Below are 19,535 nucleotides of genomic sequence, written 5' to 3'. Positions count from 1 at the left end.
GACAATTTGCTATAATCAAGAAAAGGAGGTCACTTATGAGTTTGACCAGTCAATTAATAACCGATGTATTTCCTGATCTTGATAAGGTTGAAAAGCTAAACAAGGAAGCTTTCCCCGAGGAAGAACGAGTTCCTCTGTCAGAGTTCTTACGCTATCAGGACCGAGATGACGCCCACTTTTTTGCTTTTTATAACCAAGAAGAGTTTGTTGGCTTTGCCTTCTCCATCTCCAATCAAAAAGCCTTCTATATTAGCTTTTTTGCTATCATGCCCCACTTGAGAAGCCATGGGTATGGAAAAGAAATCATTGAAAAGCTGACTGATTTTTACCAGCGAACCATGTTGTTGGAAGTCGAGCGCTTGGATGAAGAATGCGATAACTTGGAGCAAAGAAAGGCCCGCATGGACTTCTATCGACAAAATGGCTTTAAAACAGCCAATGCTTTCCTAGAGTACGATGATCTGAGTTTTGAAATCCTCTATCGTGGCGACCACTTTGACGAAGAAGCCTATCGCGACATCTTCCAGAAGTTGCAAGATGAACATTATTTTGACTTTCATATCGAATACCGTCGTTTTAGTGACCATTAGTTCTTTCATCTGGAATAAACATAAAAAGTAGCAGTTCCTATCTGCTACTTTTTATGTTATTCTTCGATTTCGATTTCAAGTCCATCGCCTAGGTCAAGTGTCACTTCTTGGTTAGGTGCTAGATCCTCAACGACAGAAGTAGGAGTTGTTCCTTCTTCATCTTCAATCAAGCCATATTGAACACGCACTTGATGGTCAATCTCATCAAAGACTTCTGGGTGATCTGCCAAGTATTTCTTAGCATTTTCAGAACCCTGACCGATCTTTTCATCCTTATAAGAGTACCAAGCTCCTGCTTTTTTGATGATATCCAAATCACTTGCAATCTTCAAGAGCTCACCGGTCTTAGAAATCCCTTCTCCGTACATAATTTCAACAAAGGCTTCCTTAAACGGTGGAGCCACCTTGTTTTTCACGACCTTGATCTTGGTTTCCTTACCGACATTGGTATCTTTTTGGTCACCAGTTCCCTTGATTTGTGTGCTTCCACGAACATCCAAACGGACTGAAGCGTAGAATTTCAGAGCACGTCCACCAGGAGTTGTTTCTGGGTTTCCAAACATGACTCCAACTTTTTCACGCAACTGGTTGATAAAAATGGCAATTGTTTTGGTTTTATTGATAGAAGCTCCGAGTTTACGCATGGCCTGGCTCATCATACGAGCCTGCAAACCAACGTGGCTATCTCCAATATCCCCATCAATTTCCGCACGAGGTACAAGGGCTGCAACTGAGTCGATAACGACGAGGTCAACTGCACCTGAGTCAATCAATTTTCCTGCAATTTCAAGACCTTGCTCCCCTGAATCTGGTTGTGACAAGAGCAATTCGTCAATGTTCACACCAAGGGCTGCAGCATAGGCTGGGTCAAGAGCATGTTCCGCATCGATAAAGGCTGCAATACCGCCTTCTTTTTGCGCCTGCGCCACCGCATGAAGGGCAACCGTTGTCTTACCAGAAGACTCTGGTCCATAGATTTCGATGATACGTCCTTTAGGATAACCACCTGAACCAAGAGCAATATCCAGAGCCAACGACCCTGAACTCATCACTTGCACTTTTTGCTCCGCACGTTCACCCAAACGCATGATTGAGCCTTTACCAAAGTCTTTCTCAATCAATTTCAGAGCATCGTTCAAGGCTTTTTCACGATCAGCTCCGAATTTTTTTGAAATTTCATCTAATTTTTTTGGTTTTTTCGCCATTCTTTTCTCCTGTATTCTAATAGTCCTAAGACCTGTCTACTATTATATCAAAAGTTAGTCACTTAATAAAGCCTTGCGAACTAGGTTAAAGGCATGCATGACCGCAATCTGACGAACATCTGCTCGGCTCCGTCCTGCGATATTGGCCTTGATAACTTCTGTTCCTTTTGCATGTGCCAAGCCAATAAAGACTGTCCCAGCTGGATGCCCCTCTAGGCTATCTGGCCCAGCCACACCCGTCAAACTGACTCCATAATCAGACTGAGTCTTTAGCCGTGCCTGCTCTGCCATCTTTTGAGCCGTAAACTCTGAAACGACCCCGTGTTCTTTTAGCTCTTGCTCGGCAATTTCCAGCATCTTGGACTTTTCTTCTAGACTGTAAGTGACAAACCCTCCATTAAAGATTGCTGAAACGCCTGAAAAGTTTGCTAATGTCGCTTGAAAGAGGCCTGCCGTCAAGCTTTCTGCCGCAGTAATGCTTTTCTGTCTCTTCTTTAGTTCTTCTACAACGACACTTGCTAGGCTGGTTTCTTCCCCATATCCATAACAGATGTCTCGTAGAGAAATTCCCTCGAAAGTCTGACGATCCAAGATTTGATTCTCTAGGATATCCAGTGCTTGATCAGCCTTTTCTTGACTGACTGCTTTTGTAGACAAACGCAAGGTCACTTCTCCCGTTTTGGCATACGGAGCCAAGGTCGGGTCGGTTTGATTATCAATCAAATCCGCTAAAATGGTCACCAACTGACTTTCACCAATCCCAAAGAAACGGAGCACTCGTGAGTATAACTTGGTACCAGTCATCAACTTGGGCAAAAGTTGATTTAAGACCATAGGTTTCAACTCGCTTGGAGGTCCTGGAAGGACTACGTAAGTCACGCCATCTACTTCCGATACCCCTCCTACCGCTAAGCCTGTCTCATTTGGCAGTGGAGTCGCCCCTTCTACAATTTGGGCTTGGCGCTCATTATTAGGTGTCCGAGCATAGTCTGGCCTTTGAGCAAAAAAGACATCCAGTTTCTCTTGCGCTTGAGGGTCAAACACTAAGTTTTTTCCCAAAAATTTTGCCAGAGTTTGTTTGGTTAAATCATCCTCAGTTGGCCCTAAGCCCCCTGTCAAAATGACTAGACTACTACGCGAACTCGCAATCTCTAGCAAGGACATGAGACGCGCTTCATTATCTCCCACAGCTGTTTGGAAGTAGACATCTACTCCAATTTCTGCTAGCTTTTCTGATAAAAACTGGGCGTTGGTATTGACGATCTGCCCTGTTAAAATTTCCGTTCCTACAGCAATGATTTCTGCTTTCATCTTTCCTCCTACCTATCTATTCGAATTTTTTTGAAAAAATCGCAGGAAAGTCCCACGATTTGATTCTTTGTTTTATTCTATCTCTTCGTTTGAAGCATTTGTGGAAGGTGCTGTTCGACCATAAAGATTTTCATACAGAACAGCGTTGGTCTCCAACTCTGCTACGTCCTCTCTCCCTAGGGAACGACGCAAAAGATTTTGCATTTCCAGCATATGCTCTCTCGTTACGATTTGGTAAGAGATTCCTTGCAACTCAGCATCTTCACCACGAAGTTGATGTGTTTCGATGTTTTTAAAGGAATCTTGGTAACCAAGTAGTTGTGGGATACTGGAGGCAGACAAATCAACATTTGTCTGCATATTATCACTAAGCGCTTTTAAGATAGCTTGATAATGACTGATACTATTGAGGCTCAAGACCTTTTCCATAATCTTTTGAATGACTTCACGTTGACGTTTTTGACGACCATAGTCTCCCTCAGGATCCTGATAACGCATCCGTGAATAGACCAGAGCTTCCTCACCATTCAAAGTTTGCTCACCGACTCCAATCGAGATTTTATTAAATTCTTCCTGATCAGCAATCGAAATTGGAAAACCGAGTGTGTTGTTGACTGTGATGCCCCCAACTGCATCAACTAGCTGTTGGAGTCCTTGCATGTTGACCATCACATAACGATCAATATGAATGTTCATCATTTTTTGAATGGTTGAAATAGCCAACTCTGCACCGCCATTGGCATAGGCAGCATTGAGTTTTGCTTCCTGAACTTGGCCATTTCCAGTCTCAATCTTGGTCAAAATATCCCGTTCTAAACTCATCATAGTGGTTTTCTTGGTTTTCGGATTGACTGTCAGAAGAATCATGGAATCACTATTCCCCGCCCAAGGGTCTGTACGTTCTACATTTCCCGTATCTACCCCCATCAAAAGAATGGTCAAAGGCTCTGTCGCCTCAATCACGTTGGTTTCTTCACCAATTTTCTTATAAGTTTTTTTACTTAAGGTTTCAGTTCCTTGATAATAAATAGTATAGGCATACGCACCCACACCTAAAGCCGTTACTGCTAGAAAAGCTAGTAGCATTCCGATTATTTTTTTTACCATCTTATCATTTATCTATCAGTCTACCCATCAGGTAAACGTCTAAAAATATCCCTTCTTTTAAATAGGCTCCTCTTTCTTGTAAGCCTTCTGTAACAAATCCAAATTTTGAATAGAGGTGGATAGCTGCCTCGTTGCGCTTTTGTACACTGAGCTGCAAACGACGCAGAACTCCACTGGTTTTAGCCCACTCAATTCCTTCTTCAAGGAGTATGCTTCCTAAGCCATGATTCCAAAACTTCCTTTGGATGACCAAAAAGATATCCCCGATGTGACGAATCCGTATACGTTGCTCTGCCGTGATGTTCAAAACACCTGCAATTTCATCATTCAGGAGGGCTAGGAGAGTGATTTGGTTATCTGAAGTCGCTTGCTTTTCAATGAAAAGCGCCATTTCAGATTCTGTCATCAAGATACCATTTTCATCCAGACTGGTGAAATCTGTCTCCTGTCCAACTAAATCCAAGAATGCAACCAAAGCAGCGGCATCATGAGCTTCAGCCTCACGAATACAAAGTTCATACTCCATCTTGAAGCTCCTTAATCAATTCCTCAGCACGAGAACCCTGAGCGGTAAAATAGAGGCGACGACCCTCAGCCTCTTTCAAGAGTTCCAACTCCAAGTAGGAATCTGGCAAATCCTCACCCAAAAGATGTCCCCACTCGATAACGGTCACTCCACCACCAAAGAGAAACTCATCCAAGTCAATTGAATCAGCATCCCCCTCAATCCGATAGACATCCAAGTGGTAGAGCGGAAGGCGACCCTCATACTCTCTCACGATGGTGTAGGTTGGACTTTTGATCATCTGACGAATCCCCAAGCCCTTGGCAAGACCCTTTGTAAAGGTTGTTTTACCAGCACCCAATTCCCCAGACAAGATCAAAACATCATTTTTTTGGAGCAAGGTTCCTAGGCGTTCTCCCAGATTAATCAGCTCTTCTTCATTTTTTGCGTACATACTACTATTATACCAAAAAGTTTTCTTTTGTGTGAATTTTCTTTACAAACTTACTATAACAACTTTGGTAAAATAAGGGATTTTTATTGATAGAAAAGTGTTTTTAAAAAAATATACACATGGCGCTAACAAGTAAAATATCTCGGATTACGTGCCCGTAAAAAGAAAATTCTCTTCTCATAGATTTTGGAAATAAAAACTGAGCAAAAATGAAGCCTAAACCAACATAAAAAACAATGGATAAAACTGTCATTGGATTTCTCAAGAACAGCAAGGTTGTCAAAACTGTCAGGACAACTGTTTTTTTCTTATCGAGAGTGGTTTTCAAATCTCGACTGTACTTTTCAAATGGTAAAAAGACAAGTAAATCAATCCCAAACAAGAAAAAGAAGGAAGGCAAGAAAAGGTCTACCAACTCTTGCTGAACAGCTGTCTGTGTTAAAATAGTCTCCGACAACACCAGACAGACGCCTACTAGGTTTAAAACCAACAAGATACTATAAAATAGTTTCACTTTTTTCTGACTGTTTATAATGCTATGAACATCCTGATCTCGAGTATAAAAGAAATTCATCCCTGCGCACAGACCTGATGCCAATACGATAAACACTAGAAAATAGGCGCTTGATTGCTTTAAGGTTAAGATGGCTCCCTTCCACAGTAAACAGCTACTCAGACTAATCTGGATCAAAGCCAGCAACAATAAGATGCGAATTGATTTTATCATTTTCAGTTCTCCCTTCGTATACATGATTATACTCTGCGAGAAAGATAAAAATTCCCCTCTCGTCTCAAATGTCCAATTTTGACGCTCAACTGACAAAAATGAAAAACAGTTGAAGCGATTTGAGAGATATTGCGTCGTGCTCACCTAACCCCAATAGATAGAAGTATAAAACTAAAGAGAACCCTAAGGTTCTCTCGTTTGCTTTTTTATTCTACTGTTTCTTCAACTTGCATTTCCACAGCGTCCTCTACTGGAGCAAGTTCTGTCTCTTCTTGTTCTGGAGCCAGATATGATGCTTCATTGATAGCCTGTGGTTCAAGGTTACGGTAGCGAGCCATACCAGTACCTGCTGGGATGATCTTACCGATGATAACATTTTCTTTAAGTCCAAGGAGATGGTCTTTCTTACCACGGATAGCCGCATCTGTAAGGACACGAGTTGTTTCCTGGAAGGAAGCCGCTGACAAGAAACTGTTGGTTTCAAGTGAAGCTTTGGTGATTCCCATAAGGACTGGACGACCTGTCGCTGGAACTCCACCTGCGATAAGAACATCCTTGTTAGCATCTGTAAAGTCGTTGATATCCATGAGGGTACCCATGAGAAGGTCTGTGTCACCTGGATCCATGACACGAACTTTACGGATCATTTGACGAACCATTACCTCGATGTGTTTGTCACCGATTTCTACCCCTTGGCTACGGTAAACTTTTTGTACTTCACCGAGAAGGTAAGTTTCAACAGACAAGACATCACGAACTGCAAGGAGACGTTTTGGTTGGATAGAACCTTCTGTAAGAGCAGCACCACGCGCTACTTGGTCCCCAACTTCAACACGCATACGTGCTGTAAATGGAACCACGTACTCACCTTCGCCAGTTTCGCCCTTAACAAAGACTTTCTTGGTACGAGTTGATGCATCTTCTTCGATAGCGGTAACTTGTCCTTTAACCTCTGTGATAACCGCTTCCCCTTTCGGATTGCGGGCTTCAAAGATTTCTTGGACACGAGGAAGACCCTGAGTGATATCGGTATTTGAGGCAACCCCACCCGTGTGGAAGGTACGCATTGTAAGCTGTGTACCAGGTTCCCCGATAGATTGGGCAGCGATTGTACCAACTGCTTCACCAACTTCAACCGCATCACCAGTCGCCAAGTTGATACCGTAACAGTGACGGCAGACACCGTGACGAGTGTTACATGTAAATACAGAGCGGATAGTGACTTCTTCCACACCAGCATTGACAATTTCACGCGCCTTGTCTTCTGTAATCAACTCATTTGGACCGATGATAACCGCACCAGTTTCTGGATGTTTAACAGTTTTCTTAGTGTAACGACCATTGAGACGCTCTTCGAGAGACTCGATCATCTCTTTTCCTTCTGCGATAGAACGAATCAAGAGACCACGGTCTGTTCCACAGTCGTCCTCACGGATGATAACGTCTTGGGCAACGTCAACCAAACGACGAGTCAAGTAACCTGAGTCGGCTGTCTTAAGGGCCGTATCGGTCATACCCTTACGGGCACCGTGAGTTGAGAAGAACATTTCGAGTACTGACAAACCTTCGCGGAAGTTTGAAAGGATCGGCAATTCCATGATACGTCCATTCGGAGCGGCCATCAGACCACGCATACCGGCAAGCTGTGAGAAGTTTGAGATGTTACCACGGGCTCCAGAGTCCATCATCATAACGATTGGGTTCTTAGGATCTTGGTTGGCAACCAAACGTTTCTCCAATTTTTCACGAGCTGCACGCCATTCAGCTGTAACAGCGTTGTAGCGCTCATCGTCCGTGATCATACCACGACGGAATTGTTTGGTGATTTGTTCTACACGTTTGTGCGATTCTTCGATGATTTCGGCCTTGTCTTCAACGACTGGGATATCGGCAATACCCACTGTCAAACCTGCAAGAGTTGAGTGGTGGTATCCGAGGTTCTTCATGCGGTCAAGTAGGGCAGAAGTTTCTGTCGTACGGAAACGTTTGAAGATTTCAGCGATGATATTCCCAAGATTTTTCTTCTTGAATGGAGGGTTGAGTTCAAGATTGCTGATTGCTTCCTTGATATCTCCACCTAGTGGCAAGAAGTATTTAGCTGGAACACCTTCTGTTAAGTTGGCATTTGTTGGTTCTTGCAAGTAAGGCAGACCCTCTGGCATGATGTCGTTGAAGAGGATTTTACCAACTGTTGTCAGCAAGACCTTGTGTTTTTGCTCTTCAGTCCAAGGTTTGTTGAGGCTATCTGTCGCGATACCAACACGTGAGTGGAGGTGAACATAGCCATTACGGTAAGCCATAACAGCTTCGTCACGGTCTTTGAAGACCATTCCTTCACCTTCACGACCAGCTTCTTCCATGGTCAAGTAGTAGTTACCCAAAACCATGTCCTGAGATGGAGTAACAACTGGTTTACCATCTTTCGGGTTCAAGATATGCTCAGCAGCCAACATCAAGATACGAGCTTCTGCTTGAGCTTCTTCTGAAAGCGGTACGTGGATGGCCATTTGGTCCCCGTCAAAGTCGGCATTGTAGGCTTCACAGACAAGCGGGTGCAAGCGAAGGGCCTTACCATCAATCAAGACTGGCTCGAAGGCTTGGATACCCAAACGGTGAAGGGTCGGTGCGCGGTTAAGAAGTACTGGGTGTTCTTTGATTACTTCTTCAAGGATATCCCAGATGCGTTCATCTCCACGTTCTACCAAGCGTTTAGCTGCCTTGACGTTTTGCACGATGTCGCGGGCAACGATTTCACGCATCACAAATGGTTTAAAGAGCTCGATAGCCATTTCACGTGGCACACCACATTGGTACATCTTAAGAGTTGGACCAACGGCAATAACGGAACGTCCTGAGAAGTCAACACGTTTACCGAGCAAGTTTTGACGGAAGCGTCCTTGTTTCCCTTTAAGCATGTGGCTCAATGATTTCAGTGGACGGCTACCTGGTCCTGTGATCGGACGACCACGACGACCGTTGTCAATCAAAGCGTCAACTGCTTCTTGAAGCATACGCTTCTCATTTTGAACGATGATACCTGGTGCATTCAACTCAAGCAAACGAGCCAAGCGGTTGTTACGGTTGATAACACGGCGGTAAAGGTCGTTCAAGTCAGATGAGGCAAAACGGCCACCATCCAACTGCAACATTGGACGAAGATCTGGTGGAATAACCGGAAGGATGTTGAGAATCATCCATTCAGGTTTGTTTCCAGACTTGTAAAAGGCATCCAAAACATCCAAGCGTCGGATGGCTTTGACACGTTTTTGTCCCGTAGCTGTTTTCAACTCTTCTTTGAGTTCAGCAATTTCTTTTTCAAGATCTACTTGTTTCAAGAGGTCTTGGATGGCTTCGGCACCCATCTTGGCAACGAATGATCCATAACCATACTCACGCAAGCGTTCACGGTATTCGCGCTCTGTCATGATAGACTTGTGCTCAAGCGGTGTATCCTTAGGATCAATGACCACATAAGCCGCAAAGTAGATAACTTCCTCGAGGGCACGAGGACTCATATCAAGGGTCAAGCCCATACGACTTGGAATCCCCTTGAAATACCAGATGTGAGATACAGGAGCTTTCAACTCGATGTGCCCCATACGCTCACGACGAACTTTTGTACGCGTTACTTCAACCCCGCAGCGGTCACAAACAATCCCTCTGTAACGAATGCGTTTGTACTTACCACAAGCACATTCCCAGTCTTTTGTAGGACCAAAGATGACTTCGTCAAAGAGTCCTTCACGTTCTGGTTTTAACGTACGGTAATTGATTGTTTCAGGTTTTTTGACTTCTCCATAAGACCATGAACGGACTTTACTTGGAGAAGCTAGGGTGATTTGCATACTTTTAAAACGATTTACATCAACCACTATTTCTTCCCTTTCTATTCTAAGTGAACTGCTTATTCTTGTTCAGCAGCTTCTTCTGTTGCTTCCGCTTTTGTTGCTTTCTCAGCTTCTTCAGCTTCAAAGGCTGCTTTAGCCTCTTGTGCTGCTTTTTCGCGGGCTTTTTCAAGGTCATCTACGTGGATGACATCTTCGTCCATTCCTTCATCCAAGTCGCGAAGTTCCACTTCTTGGTCATCTTCGTCTAGGACACGCATGTCAAGACCAAGAGATTGCAATTCTTTGACAAGAACTCGGAAGGATTCTGGAACACCTGGTTTTGGAATTGGTTTTCCTTTTGTAATGGCTTCATAAGCTTTCAAACGTCCGTTGATATCGTCAGACTTGTAAGTCAAGATTTCTTGAAGGACATTTGAGGCACCGTAGGCTTCAAGAGCCCAAACCTCCATCTCACCGAAACGTTGTCCACCAAACTGAGCTTTACCTCCGAGTGGTTGTTGGGTAACGGTTGAGTAAGGTCCGACTGAACGCGCGTGCAATTTATCATCAACCATGTGGTGGAGTTTGATCATGTACATGACTCCGACAGAAACACGGTTATCAAATGGTTCACCAGTACGTCCATCGTAAAGGATCGTTTTGGCATCGCTATCCATACCTGCTTCTTTAACAGTTGACCAAAGGTCTTCAGAACTTGCTCCGTCAAAGACTGGTGTTGCGATGTGAATACCAAGAGTACGAGCAGCCATACCAAGGTGGAGCTCCATAACCTGACCGATATTCATACGTGATGGCACCCCAAGTGGGTTCAACATGATATCGACTGGAGTTCCGTCTGGAAGGTAAGGCATGTCTTCTACAGGAACGATACGAGAGACAACCCCTTTGTTTCCGTGACGTCCGGCCATCTTATCTCCGACTTTGATCTTACGTTTTTGAGCGATGTAGACGCGAACCAGCATGTTGACACCTGATTGCAACTCATCTCCATTTGCACGTGTAAAGATCTTAACATCACGAACGACACCATCGGCACCGTGTGGTACACGAAGAGAAGTATCACGCACTTCACGAGACTTGTCTCCGAAGATAGCGTGCAAGAGACGTTCTTCAGCTGAGAGGTCTTTCTCACCTTTAGGGGTGACTTTACCTACAAGGATATCGCCTTCTTTAACCTCAGCACCGATACGGATAATCCCCATTTCGTCAAGGTCTTTAAGGGCATCTTCACCAACGTTTGGAATTTCACGAGTAATTTCTTCAGGCCCAAGCTTTGTATCGCGCGTTTCTGATTCGTATTCCTCAAGGTGGACAGATGTGTAGACATCGTCTTTGACCAAGCGTTCGCTCATGATAACGGCATCCTCGAAGTTGTAACCTTCCCATGTCATGTAGGCAACGATTGGGTTTTGTCCAAGCGCCATTTCCCCTTTTTCCATAGAAGGTCCGTCAGCGATAAAGTCGCCTTTTTCAACGACATCGCCAACTTTTACGAGAGTGCGTTGGTTGTAGGCAGTACCTGAGTTTGAACGACGGAATTTTTGGATGTGGTAAACGTCCAATGAACCATCTTCACGACGAACTTCTACCTTGTCAGCATCTGCGTATGTAACTTTACCATCATACTGAGCAATGACCGCTGCACCAGAGTCATGAGCTGCTTGGTATTCCATACCAGTACCAACGTAAGGTGCTTTTGGATCAATCAAAGGCACAGCCTGACGTTGCATGTTGGCACCCATGAGGGCACGGTTGGAGTCATCGTTTTCCAAGAAAGGAATACATGCAGTCGCAACGGCAACTACCTGTTTTGGTGACACATCCATGTAGTCAACCACTTCTGCTGGATACTCTTGGTTGACCCCTTGGTGACGTCCCATGACAACTTTCTCAGCAAAAGTACCATCTTCGTTGAGGCGAGAGTTAGCCTGCGCTACAGTAAATTCATCTTCTTCATCGGCTGTCAACCAAACGATTTCATTGGTAACAACACCTGTTTCACGGTCAACCTTACGGTATGGTGTTTGAACAAATCCATACTTGTTCAAGTGTCCGTAAGATGACAAGTTATTGATCAAACCGATGTTAGGTCCTTCAGGTGTCTCGATTGGACACATACGACCATAGTGAGTGTAATGCACGTCACGTACTTCATATCCAGCACGGTCACGTGTCAAACCACCAGGTCCCAAGGCTGACAAACGGCGTTTGTGAGACAACTCAGAAAGTGGATTGTGTTGGTCCATGAACTGTGACAACTGTGATGAACCAAAGAATTCTTTAACCGCAGCTGTTACAGGACGGATGTTGATGATTTGTTGTGGTGTTAAAACTTCATTGTCCTGAACAGACATACGTTCACGGACATTACGTTCCATACGAGAAAGTCCAAGACGTACTTGGTTAGCAAGCAATTCACCAACTGCACGGATACGACGGTTCCCAAGGTGGTCGATATCATCCACACGTCCAATACCTTCCGCCAAGTTGAGGAAGTAGCTCATTTCAGCCAAGATATCAGCTGGTGTTACAGTCCGAACCTTGTCGTCTGGATTGGCATTTCCGATGATGGTTACAACACGGTCTGGATCCGTTGGGGCAACAACCTTGAATTTTTGAAGCACAACTGGTTCTGTCAAAACAGCTGCATCGTTTGGAATATAAACGATCTTGTTCAAGTCGCCATCCAAGTGACTCTCGATACTTTCAATCACGCTACGAGTCATAACGGTACCAGCTTCTACCAAGATTTCACCAGTTTCAGGGTCTACCAATGGCTCCGCAATGGTTTGGTTAAGCAAGCGTGTCTTAACGTTGAGTTTTTTATTGATCTTGTAACGACCAACGGCTGCCAAATCGTAGCGGCGTGGATCAAAGAAACGCGCTACAAGCAAGCTACGTGAGCTTTCAGCAGTCTTAGGCTCACCTGGACGAAGGCGTTCGTAGATTTCTTTCAAGGCTTCGTCTGTACGAGAGTCCATTGGATTCTTGTGGATATCTTTTTCAACAGTATTGCGAACCAACTCACTATCACCAAAGATATCAAAGATTTCATCATCACCTGAGAAACCAAGCGCACGAACCAAGGTCGTAAATGGAATCTTACGGGTACGGTCGATACGAGTATAAGCGATGTCTTTTGAGTCGCTTTCAAGTTCCAACCAAGCTCCACGGTTAGGGATAACAGTAGAACCGTAGCCCACTTTACCATTCTTGTCTACTTTGTCATTAAAGTAAACACCTGGTGAGCGGACCAACTGAGAAACGATGATACGTTCACCACCATTGATGATGAAGGTTCCCATCTCTGTCATGATTGGGAAATCACCAAAGAAGACTTCTTGGGTCTTGATTTCGCCTGTTTCCTTGTTGATCAAGCGGAAGGTTACAAAAATGGGCGCTGAATAGCTAGCATCGTGGATACGTGCTTCTTCGAGTGTGTATTTTGGTTCCTTGATTTCATAGCCAACAAATTCCAACTCCATTGTATCTGTGAAGTTTGAAATTGGCAATACATCTTCAAACACTTCCTTAAGACCATGGTCTAGGAAAGCTTTGAATGAATCCGTTTGAATTTCAATCAAATTTGGTAAGTCAAGAACTTCTTTGATTCTTGAAAAACTACGACGGGTACGATGTTTCCCGTATTGAACGTCATGTCCTGCCAAGATGATTCTCCTTTGTAAATAAAGTTTCAAGCCTTGTCAATCAGGCTTTTCTAATCGTCATATGGTTTTAAAAAACCTTATCACCATGTCCTTCTGATGAATTTTCAGAATCTTTAAATCTTTGTTACAAGCACTCGAAAACCTGAAAAAAAGCACAAAAAGAGCAGCTAAATCTGACTTTTTCAGAAGATTTAACTGCTGTGAGTCTTGTCTGGACAATATTTCAGACAAAACCTACGACAAATGATTACTTATATTATACCTTATTTAGCCAGATTTTTCAAGGTTTCTTTACTATTTTTTAAACAATCTTTTCCTATATATTATTTTAAAATTTCAAGAGAATGAAGCATTATATTTTCTCTCAAAAACTAGGAAAACGCTTGCACTAATGTTTACCTCGTGCTATACTGATAGGGAACAACTACACAAGGAGAATTGTGATGAAAAAGATCCCATCTCAAACTGAGAAAAAAATGATTTACGGTATCCGTTCCTTGAAGAACGGAACTGGTTCTGTCCTTATTGGTGCCAGCATTATCCTACTTTCTGCTGCAATGCCAACTATTTCTGCTAACGAAAACCTGCCTCAAACTCAGGAAAATACTAGCGTAGTGGCCAAGGCTCCTACTGAGACTGAAACTAGTCAAACTCAAAAGGAAATGCCTATTTCTGAACAAAAGAATGCAAACGCTTCCCTGGACGCTAAAAAAGAAGCTCCAGCTGTGGAAACTACTACAGCACCAGAAACACCTAAAACAGAAGATACTACTACAAGCCAAGCTAACAGCAAGGAAGAGAAAGTAAATGCCAGCACTTCGACGCCAACTTCAGATCAAAAACCACAAGCTGATACATCCTCTGAAGAACCCATCGCAGACAACCACTTCCGCATCCATGTAAAAAAACTCCCTGAAGAAAACAAAGATTCTCAAGGTCTTTGGACTTGGGACGATGTTGAAAAACCGTCTGAAAACTGGCCCAATGGAGCCAAGTCCTTCAAGGATGCCAAGCAAGATGACTACGGCTATTATCTAGATGTCAAACTCAAAAATGTGCAAGCCAAGAAAGTCAGCTTCCTTATCAACAATACCAAGGGGGATAACCTGACAGGGGATCGTTCTGTAGAGCGCCTCTCTCCAAAAATGAACGAGGCCTGGCTAGATGAAAACTACAAGGTATACAATTATCGCCCTCAACCAGCAGGAACTATTCGTGTCAACTACTACCGCACCGATGGCAACTATGACAAAAAATCTCTTTGGTATTGGGGCGATGTCAAAAACCCAAGCAGTGGAGAATGGCCTGACGGTACTGACTTTACCGCAACTGGAAAATATGGTCGCTACATTGATATCCCACTCAATGAAGCTGCGAGAGAATTTGGATTTTTATTACTAGACGAAAGCAAGAAAGGCGATGATGTGAAAATCAGAAAAGAAGATTATAAATTCACTGATCTAAAAAATCACAGTCAGATTTTCCTCAAAGATGATGACGAAACCATCTATACCAACCCCTACTACGTTCACGATATCCGTATGACTGGTGCCCAACACGTGGCTAAATCTCGTATCGAAAGCAGTTTTTCTACCCTCGTTGGAGCTAAGAAAGACGATATCCTCAAACACTCCAGCATCACTGATTACCAAGGGAATAAAGTAGCTATCACAGACGTGGAAGTGGATGAGGCAGGTAAAAAAGTGACCTATATCGGCGACTTCTCTGACACCCAACACCCTTACACTGTCAGCTACAATTCAGACCGCTTTACCACACGTTCAAGCTGGCGCCTCAAGGATGAGTCCTACAGTTACGATGGTCCACTCGGCGCAACTCTAAAAGAAGATGGCAAGCGTGTTGACCTCACCCTCTGGTCTCCAAGCGCTGATAAGGTTTCCGTTGTCGTATATGACAAGAAAGATCCTGAAAAAGTAGTCGGAACTGTTGCCCTTGAAAAAGGAGAAAAAGGCACCTGGAAACAAACTCTGGATGTAAACTCTGGTCTCGGTATCAGCAACTACACTGGCTATTACTACCACTACCAAATCGAGCGACAAGGTAAAACTGTCCTCGTTCTTGACCCTTATGCCAAATCATTAGCGGCTTGGAACAGTGACCTAGCAAAAACAGATGCCGCTCATAAGGTCGCTAAAGCTGCCTTTGTCGATCCAGCGAAGTTAGGTCCGCAAGACTTGACCTATGGGAAGATTCACAACTTCAAATCGCGTGAAGATGCCGTCATCTATGAGGCTCATGTACGTGACTTCACTTCGGATCCTGCCATCGCAAAAGACTTGACCAAACCATTTGGTACCTTTGAAGCCTTTATCGAAAAACTAGACTATCTCAAAGACTTGGGTGTGACTCATATCCAGCTCCTTCCAGTCTTGTCTTACTACTTTGTCAATGAATTGAAGAACCAAGAACGTTTGTCTGCCTACGCTTCAAGCAACAGCAACTACAACTGGGGATATGACCCTCAAAACTACTTCTCCTTGACTGGTATGTACTCAAGCGATCCTAAGGATCCAGAAAAACGTATTGCCGAATTCAAAAACCTCATCAACGAAATCCACAAACGTGGCATGGGGGCCATCTTGGACGTGGTCTACAACCATACTGCCAATGTTGACATTTTTGAAGATATTGAGCCAAACTACTATCACTTTATGGACGCAGACGGAACTCCACGTACTAGCTTTGGAGGCGGTCGTTTGGGAACAACCCACTACATGTCTAAACGTGTCTTGGTAGACTCTATCAAGTATCTGGTTGAAACCTACAAAGTGGATGGCTTCCGCTTCGATATGATGGGTGATCACGATGCGGCTTCAATCGAAGAAGCATATAAGGCTGCACGCGCCCTCAATCCAAATCTTATCATGCTAGGTGAAGGCTGGAGAACCTATACTGGCGATGAAAATACGCCTGTACAACCTGCTGACCAAGATTGGATGAAGAAAACAGATACTGTCGCTGTCTTTTCAGACGACATCCGCAACAACCTCAAGTCTGGCTATCCAAACGAAGGTCAACCTGCCTTTATCACAGGTGGCAAACGCGATATCAATACCATCTTTAAAAATCTCATTGCCCAACCAACAAACTTTGAGGCTGACAATCCTGGAGATGTTATCCAGTATATCGCAGCCCATGATAACTTGACTCTCTTTGACATCATTGCCCAGTCTATCAAAAAAGACCCAAGCAAGGCTGAGAACTACGCTGAAATCCATCGCCGTTTGCGACTTGGAAACCTCATGGTCTTGACTGCTCAAGGAACTTCGTTTATCCACTCTGGTCAGGAATACGGACGTACCAAACAATTCCTTGATCCAGCCTACAAGACTCCTGTCTCAGAGGATAAGGTTCCAAACAAGTCTCACTTATTGCGTGATAAGGACGGCAAACCATTTGTCTATCCTTACTTTATCCATGACTCTTACGACTCTAGTGATGCTGTCAACAAGTTTGATTGGACCAAAGCTACAGATAGCAAAGCATATCCTGAAAATGTCAAGAGCCGTGACTACATGAAAGGATTGATCGCTCTTCGTCAATCTACAGACGCCTTCCGACTCAAGAGTCTACAAGATATCAAAGAGCGCGTCCGACTCATCACTGTCCCAGGCCAAAATGGTGTTGAAAAAGAAGACGTGGTCATCGGCTACCAAATCACTGCTCCAAATGGAGATGTCTACGCTGTCTTTGTCAATGCGGATAGTAAGGCTCGCGAATTCAACTTGGGAACTGCCTTTGCTCACTTGAGAAAGGCTGAAGTCCTCGCAGATGAAAATCAAGCCGGACCAGTAGGAATCGCTAAACCTCAAGGTCTCGAATGGACTGAAAAAGGCTTGAAATTGAACGCTCTCACTGCCGTTGTTCTCCGCTTGTCTCAAGGTGGTGCTATTGTCCCCCCAGCTGTGGAAGAAAAACCAGAATTTGATCTTTCTAGCTTGGAAGTTGAATCAGAACAAGACCAAGCCCAAAACCTAGTAGCAAATCCTGACTCTCAAGAAACTGCTACAGAGACTCTTTCTCAGAAGGTCCTTCCAAACACAGGTACTGAGAACAAATCCCTTCTTGCCCTTGCTGGATTCAGCATCCTTGCCCTTCTCGGACTTGGATGGTTGATAAAAAACAAGAAAAAGAACTAATACTCAATGAAAATCAAAGAGTAAACTAGAAAGCTAGCCGCAGGCTGCTCAAAGCACAGCTTTGAGGTTGTAGATAAGGCGAAGCTGACGTGGTTTAAAGAGATTTTCGAGGAGTATAACCTAGCCCTCCTATAGAGAAAACACCCCATGGTTAGAAGAATCTTCTAGTCATGGGGTGTTGTTTGCAGACTCTATAATATTTGTAGTGGGTAAATCCCCTATGGATATTATGGAGCCTATTTTGTTGTAGAAAAAAAGTCCCATAAGATCTATAATGAAAAGCGATCAAACCATCATTAGAAAGAATCATATGGAACCATTATATTTTATCACAAAACTACTCGATATTAAAGACCCTAATATCCAAATTATGGATGTTATTAATAGAGATACCTTCAAGGAAATCATCGCTAAACTGGACTATGACGCCCCATCTTGTCCTGATTGCGGAAGTCAAATGAAGAAATATGACTTCCAAAAACCATCTAAAATTCCTTACCTTGAAACGACTGGTATGCCTACTAGAATTCTTCTGAAAAAGCGTCGTTTCAAGTGCTATCATTGTTCGAAAATGTTGGTCGCTGAGACTTCTCTCGTCAAGAAAAAGCACCAAATCCCTCGTATTATCAACCAAAAAATTGCTCAAAAGTTGATTGAAAAGACCTCTATGACTGATATTACTTATCAGCTGGCCATTTCAACTTCAACTGTCATTCGCAAGCTCAATGACTTTCACTTTAAACATGACTTTAGCCGACTTCCTGAGATTATGTCCTGGGACGTTGAAACAGTCAGGGGAGTGACTGTTTCAATCGGGAGATAAAGATGAGTTTCATTGCGCAAGATTTTGACAAGCTCAATATCATCGCTGTCCTTGAAGGCAGGACACAAACTATCATCCGAAATCATTTTCTTCGCTACAATCAAGCCGTCCGTTGGCAGGTGAAAATCATTACGATGGATATATTTAGCCCTTACTATGACTTGGCTAAACGACTTCGCTTTCGAATTTCTAGGCTCAGGCTGAAACAGTCTACCAGACTGTTTCACTCCCAAATGCAAAAATTGTATTGGATCGCTTTCACATTGTGCAACACTTAAGCCGTGCTATGAGCCGTGTGCGGGTCCAAATCATGAACCAATTCGATAGAAAATCCCATGAATACAAGGCTATCAAGCGCTACTGGAAGCTCATTCAACAAGAAAGCCGTAAACTCAGCGATAAGAGATTTTATCGCCCTGCTTTTCGTATGCACTTAACGAATAGAGAAATTCTAGACAAGCTTTTGAGCTATTCAGAAGACTTAAAACACCACTATCATCTCTACCAACTCTTGCTTTTTCACTTTCAGAATAAGGAACCCGAGAAATTTTTCGGACTCATTGAGGACAATCTAAAGCTGGTTCATCCTCTTTTTCAGACTGTCTTTAAAACCTTCCTCAAAGATAAAGAGAACATTGTCAACGCCCTTCAACTACCCTATTCTAACGCAAAATTAGAGGCGACTAATAATCTCATTAAACTCATCAAACGAAATGCCTTTGGTTTTCGAAACTTTGAAAACTTCAAAAAAAAGATTTTCATCACTCTGAACATAAAAAAAGAAAGGACTAAATTTGTCCTTTCTCGATCTTAGCTTTTCTTCAATCCACTACAGTTGACAAAGAGCCAAAAAAAGATACTCACTTAAGTATCTTAGTCAATAAATCAAATCGGGAAGACAGGATTCGAACCTGCGACACCTTGGTCCCAAACCAAGTACTCTACCAAGCTGAGCTACTTCCCGAGTTAAATAGAAAAAATGCACCCTAGAGGATTCGAACCTCTAACCGCCTGATTCGTAGTCAGGTACTCTATCCAGTTGAGCTAAGGGTGCTCATTATTATATGCCGAGGACCGGGATCGAACCGGTACGATCGTTTCCAATCGCAGGATTTTAAGTCCTGTGCGTCTGCCAGT

The 19,535-nt window shown here is 43.5% G+C and carries 10 protein-coding genes, 2 tRNA genes and 1 pseudogene; 3 read left to right on the top strand and 10 right to left on the bottom strand.

The features are described 5' to 3' along the window. Positions 1 to 35: 35 nt before the first annotated feature. Positions 36 to 590: a GNAT family N-acetyltransferase gene (locus D8805_RS04170; RefSeq protein ID WP_084975908.1), complete on the top strand. Its 555-nt coding sequence runs from the start codon at positions 36 to 38 to the stop codon at positions 588 to 590. A gap of 56 nt (positions 591 to 646) precedes the next feature. Here D8805_RS04170 and recA read toward each other — a convergent pair whose 3' ends face one another. The 8 genes from recA to rpoB all read right to left on the bottom strand — a co-directional run bounded on the left by recA (position 647) and on the right by rpoB (position 13,415). Continuing rightward, positions 647 to 1,795 (bottom strand): recombinase RecA, encoded by a 1,149-nt coding sequence (gene recA / locus D8805_RS04165; RefSeq protein ID WP_001085442.1) that lies wholly within the window; start codon positions 1,793 to 1,795, stop codon positions 647 to 649. A 54-nt stretch (positions 1,796 to 1,849) separates the two neighbouring features. After that, positions 1,850 to 3,106 (bottom strand): competence/damage-inducible protein A, encoded by a 1,257-nt coding sequence (locus D8805_RS04160; RefSeq protein WP_125415565.1) that lies wholly within the window; start codon positions 3,104 to 3,106, stop codon positions 1,850 to 1,852. Between the two features lie 72 nt (positions 3,107 to 3,178). After that, complete coding sequence (lytR, locus tag D8805_RS04155; protein WP_009014109.1) at positions 3,179 to 4,213, bottom strand: glycopolymer--peptidoglycan transferase LytR; 1,035 nt, start codon at positions 4,211 to 4,213, stop codon at positions 3,179 to 3,181. A 4-nt stretch (positions 4,214 to 4,217) separates the two neighbouring features. Continuing rightward, positions 4,218 to 4,739: a GNAT family N-acetyltransferase gene (locus D8805_RS04150; RefSeq protein ID WP_000455507.1), complete on the bottom strand. Its 522-nt coding sequence runs from the start codon at positions 4,737 to 4,739 to the stop codon at positions 4,218 to 4,220. Continuing rightward, positions 4,729 to 5,172 (bottom strand): tRNA (adenosine(37)-N6)-threonylcarbamoyltransferase complex ATPase subunit type 1 TsaE, encoded by a 444-nt coding sequence (tsaE, locus tag D8805_RS04145; RefSeq protein ID WP_125415563.1) that lies wholly within the window; start codon positions 5,170 to 5,172, stop codon positions 4,729 to 4,731. The genes D8805_RS04150 and tsaE overlap by 11 nt, the downstream gene beginning before the upstream one ends. Positions 5,173 to 5,275: 103 nt before the next feature. After that, complete coding sequence (locus D8805_RS04140; protein WP_125415561.1) at positions 5,276 to 5,899, bottom strand: hypothetical protein; 624 nt, start codon at positions 5,897 to 5,899, stop codon at positions 5,276 to 5,278. Between the two features lie 206 nt (positions 5,900 to 6,105). Continuing rightward, positions 6,106 to 9,771, bottom strand: a complete 3,666-nt coding sequence (gene rpoC, locus D8805_RS04135) for a DNA-directed RNA polymerase subunit beta' (protein WP_185774568.1) — start codon at positions 9,769 to 9,771, stop codon at positions 6,106 to 6,108. 32 nt (positions 9,772 to 9,803) lie between these two features. Further along, positions 9,804 to 13,415, bottom strand: a complete 3,612-nt coding sequence (gene rpoB / locus D8805_RS04130) for a DNA-directed RNA polymerase subunit beta (RefSeq protein WP_125415559.1) — start codon at positions 13,413 to 13,415, stop codon at positions 9,804 to 9,806. Positions 13,416 to 13,858: 443 nt separating this feature from the next. Between rpoB and D8805_RS04125 the strand changes: the two genes are divergently transcribed. Then, positions 13,859 to 17,575 carry a pullulanase gene (locus tag D8805_RS04125; RefSeq protein ID WP_125415557.1) on the top strand — a complete coding sequence of 1,239 codons (3,717 nt, stop codon included), beginning with the start codon at positions 13,859 to 13,861 and terminating at the stop codon, positions 17,573 to 17,575. Positions 17,576 to 17,885: 310 nt separating this feature from the next. Then, a pseudogene (locus D8805_RS04115) lies at positions 17,886 to 19,212 on the top strand (transposase). A gap of 76 nt (positions 19,213 to 19,288) precedes the next feature. Here the strand turns inward: D8805_RS04115 and D8805_RS04110 are convergent. After that, a tRNA-Pro gene (locus tag D8805_RS04110) sits at positions 19,289 to 19,362 on the bottom strand. A 16-nt stretch (positions 19,363 to 19,378) separates the two neighbouring features. Continuing rightward, positions 19,379 to 19,452, bottom strand: a tRNA-Arg gene (locus D8805_RS04105). Positions 19,453 to 19,535: the final 83 nt, after the last annotated feature.

The sequence above is a fragment of the Streptococcus oralis subsp. dentisani genome (assembly GCF_003944205.1).
Classification (GTDB): domain Bacteria; phylum Bacillota; class Bacilli; order Lactobacillales; family Streptococcaceae; genus Streptococcus; species Streptococcus oralis_BH.
Note: the sequence above shows the minus strand (reverse complement) of the source record. Positions and strands in the feature narration are given on the sequence as shown.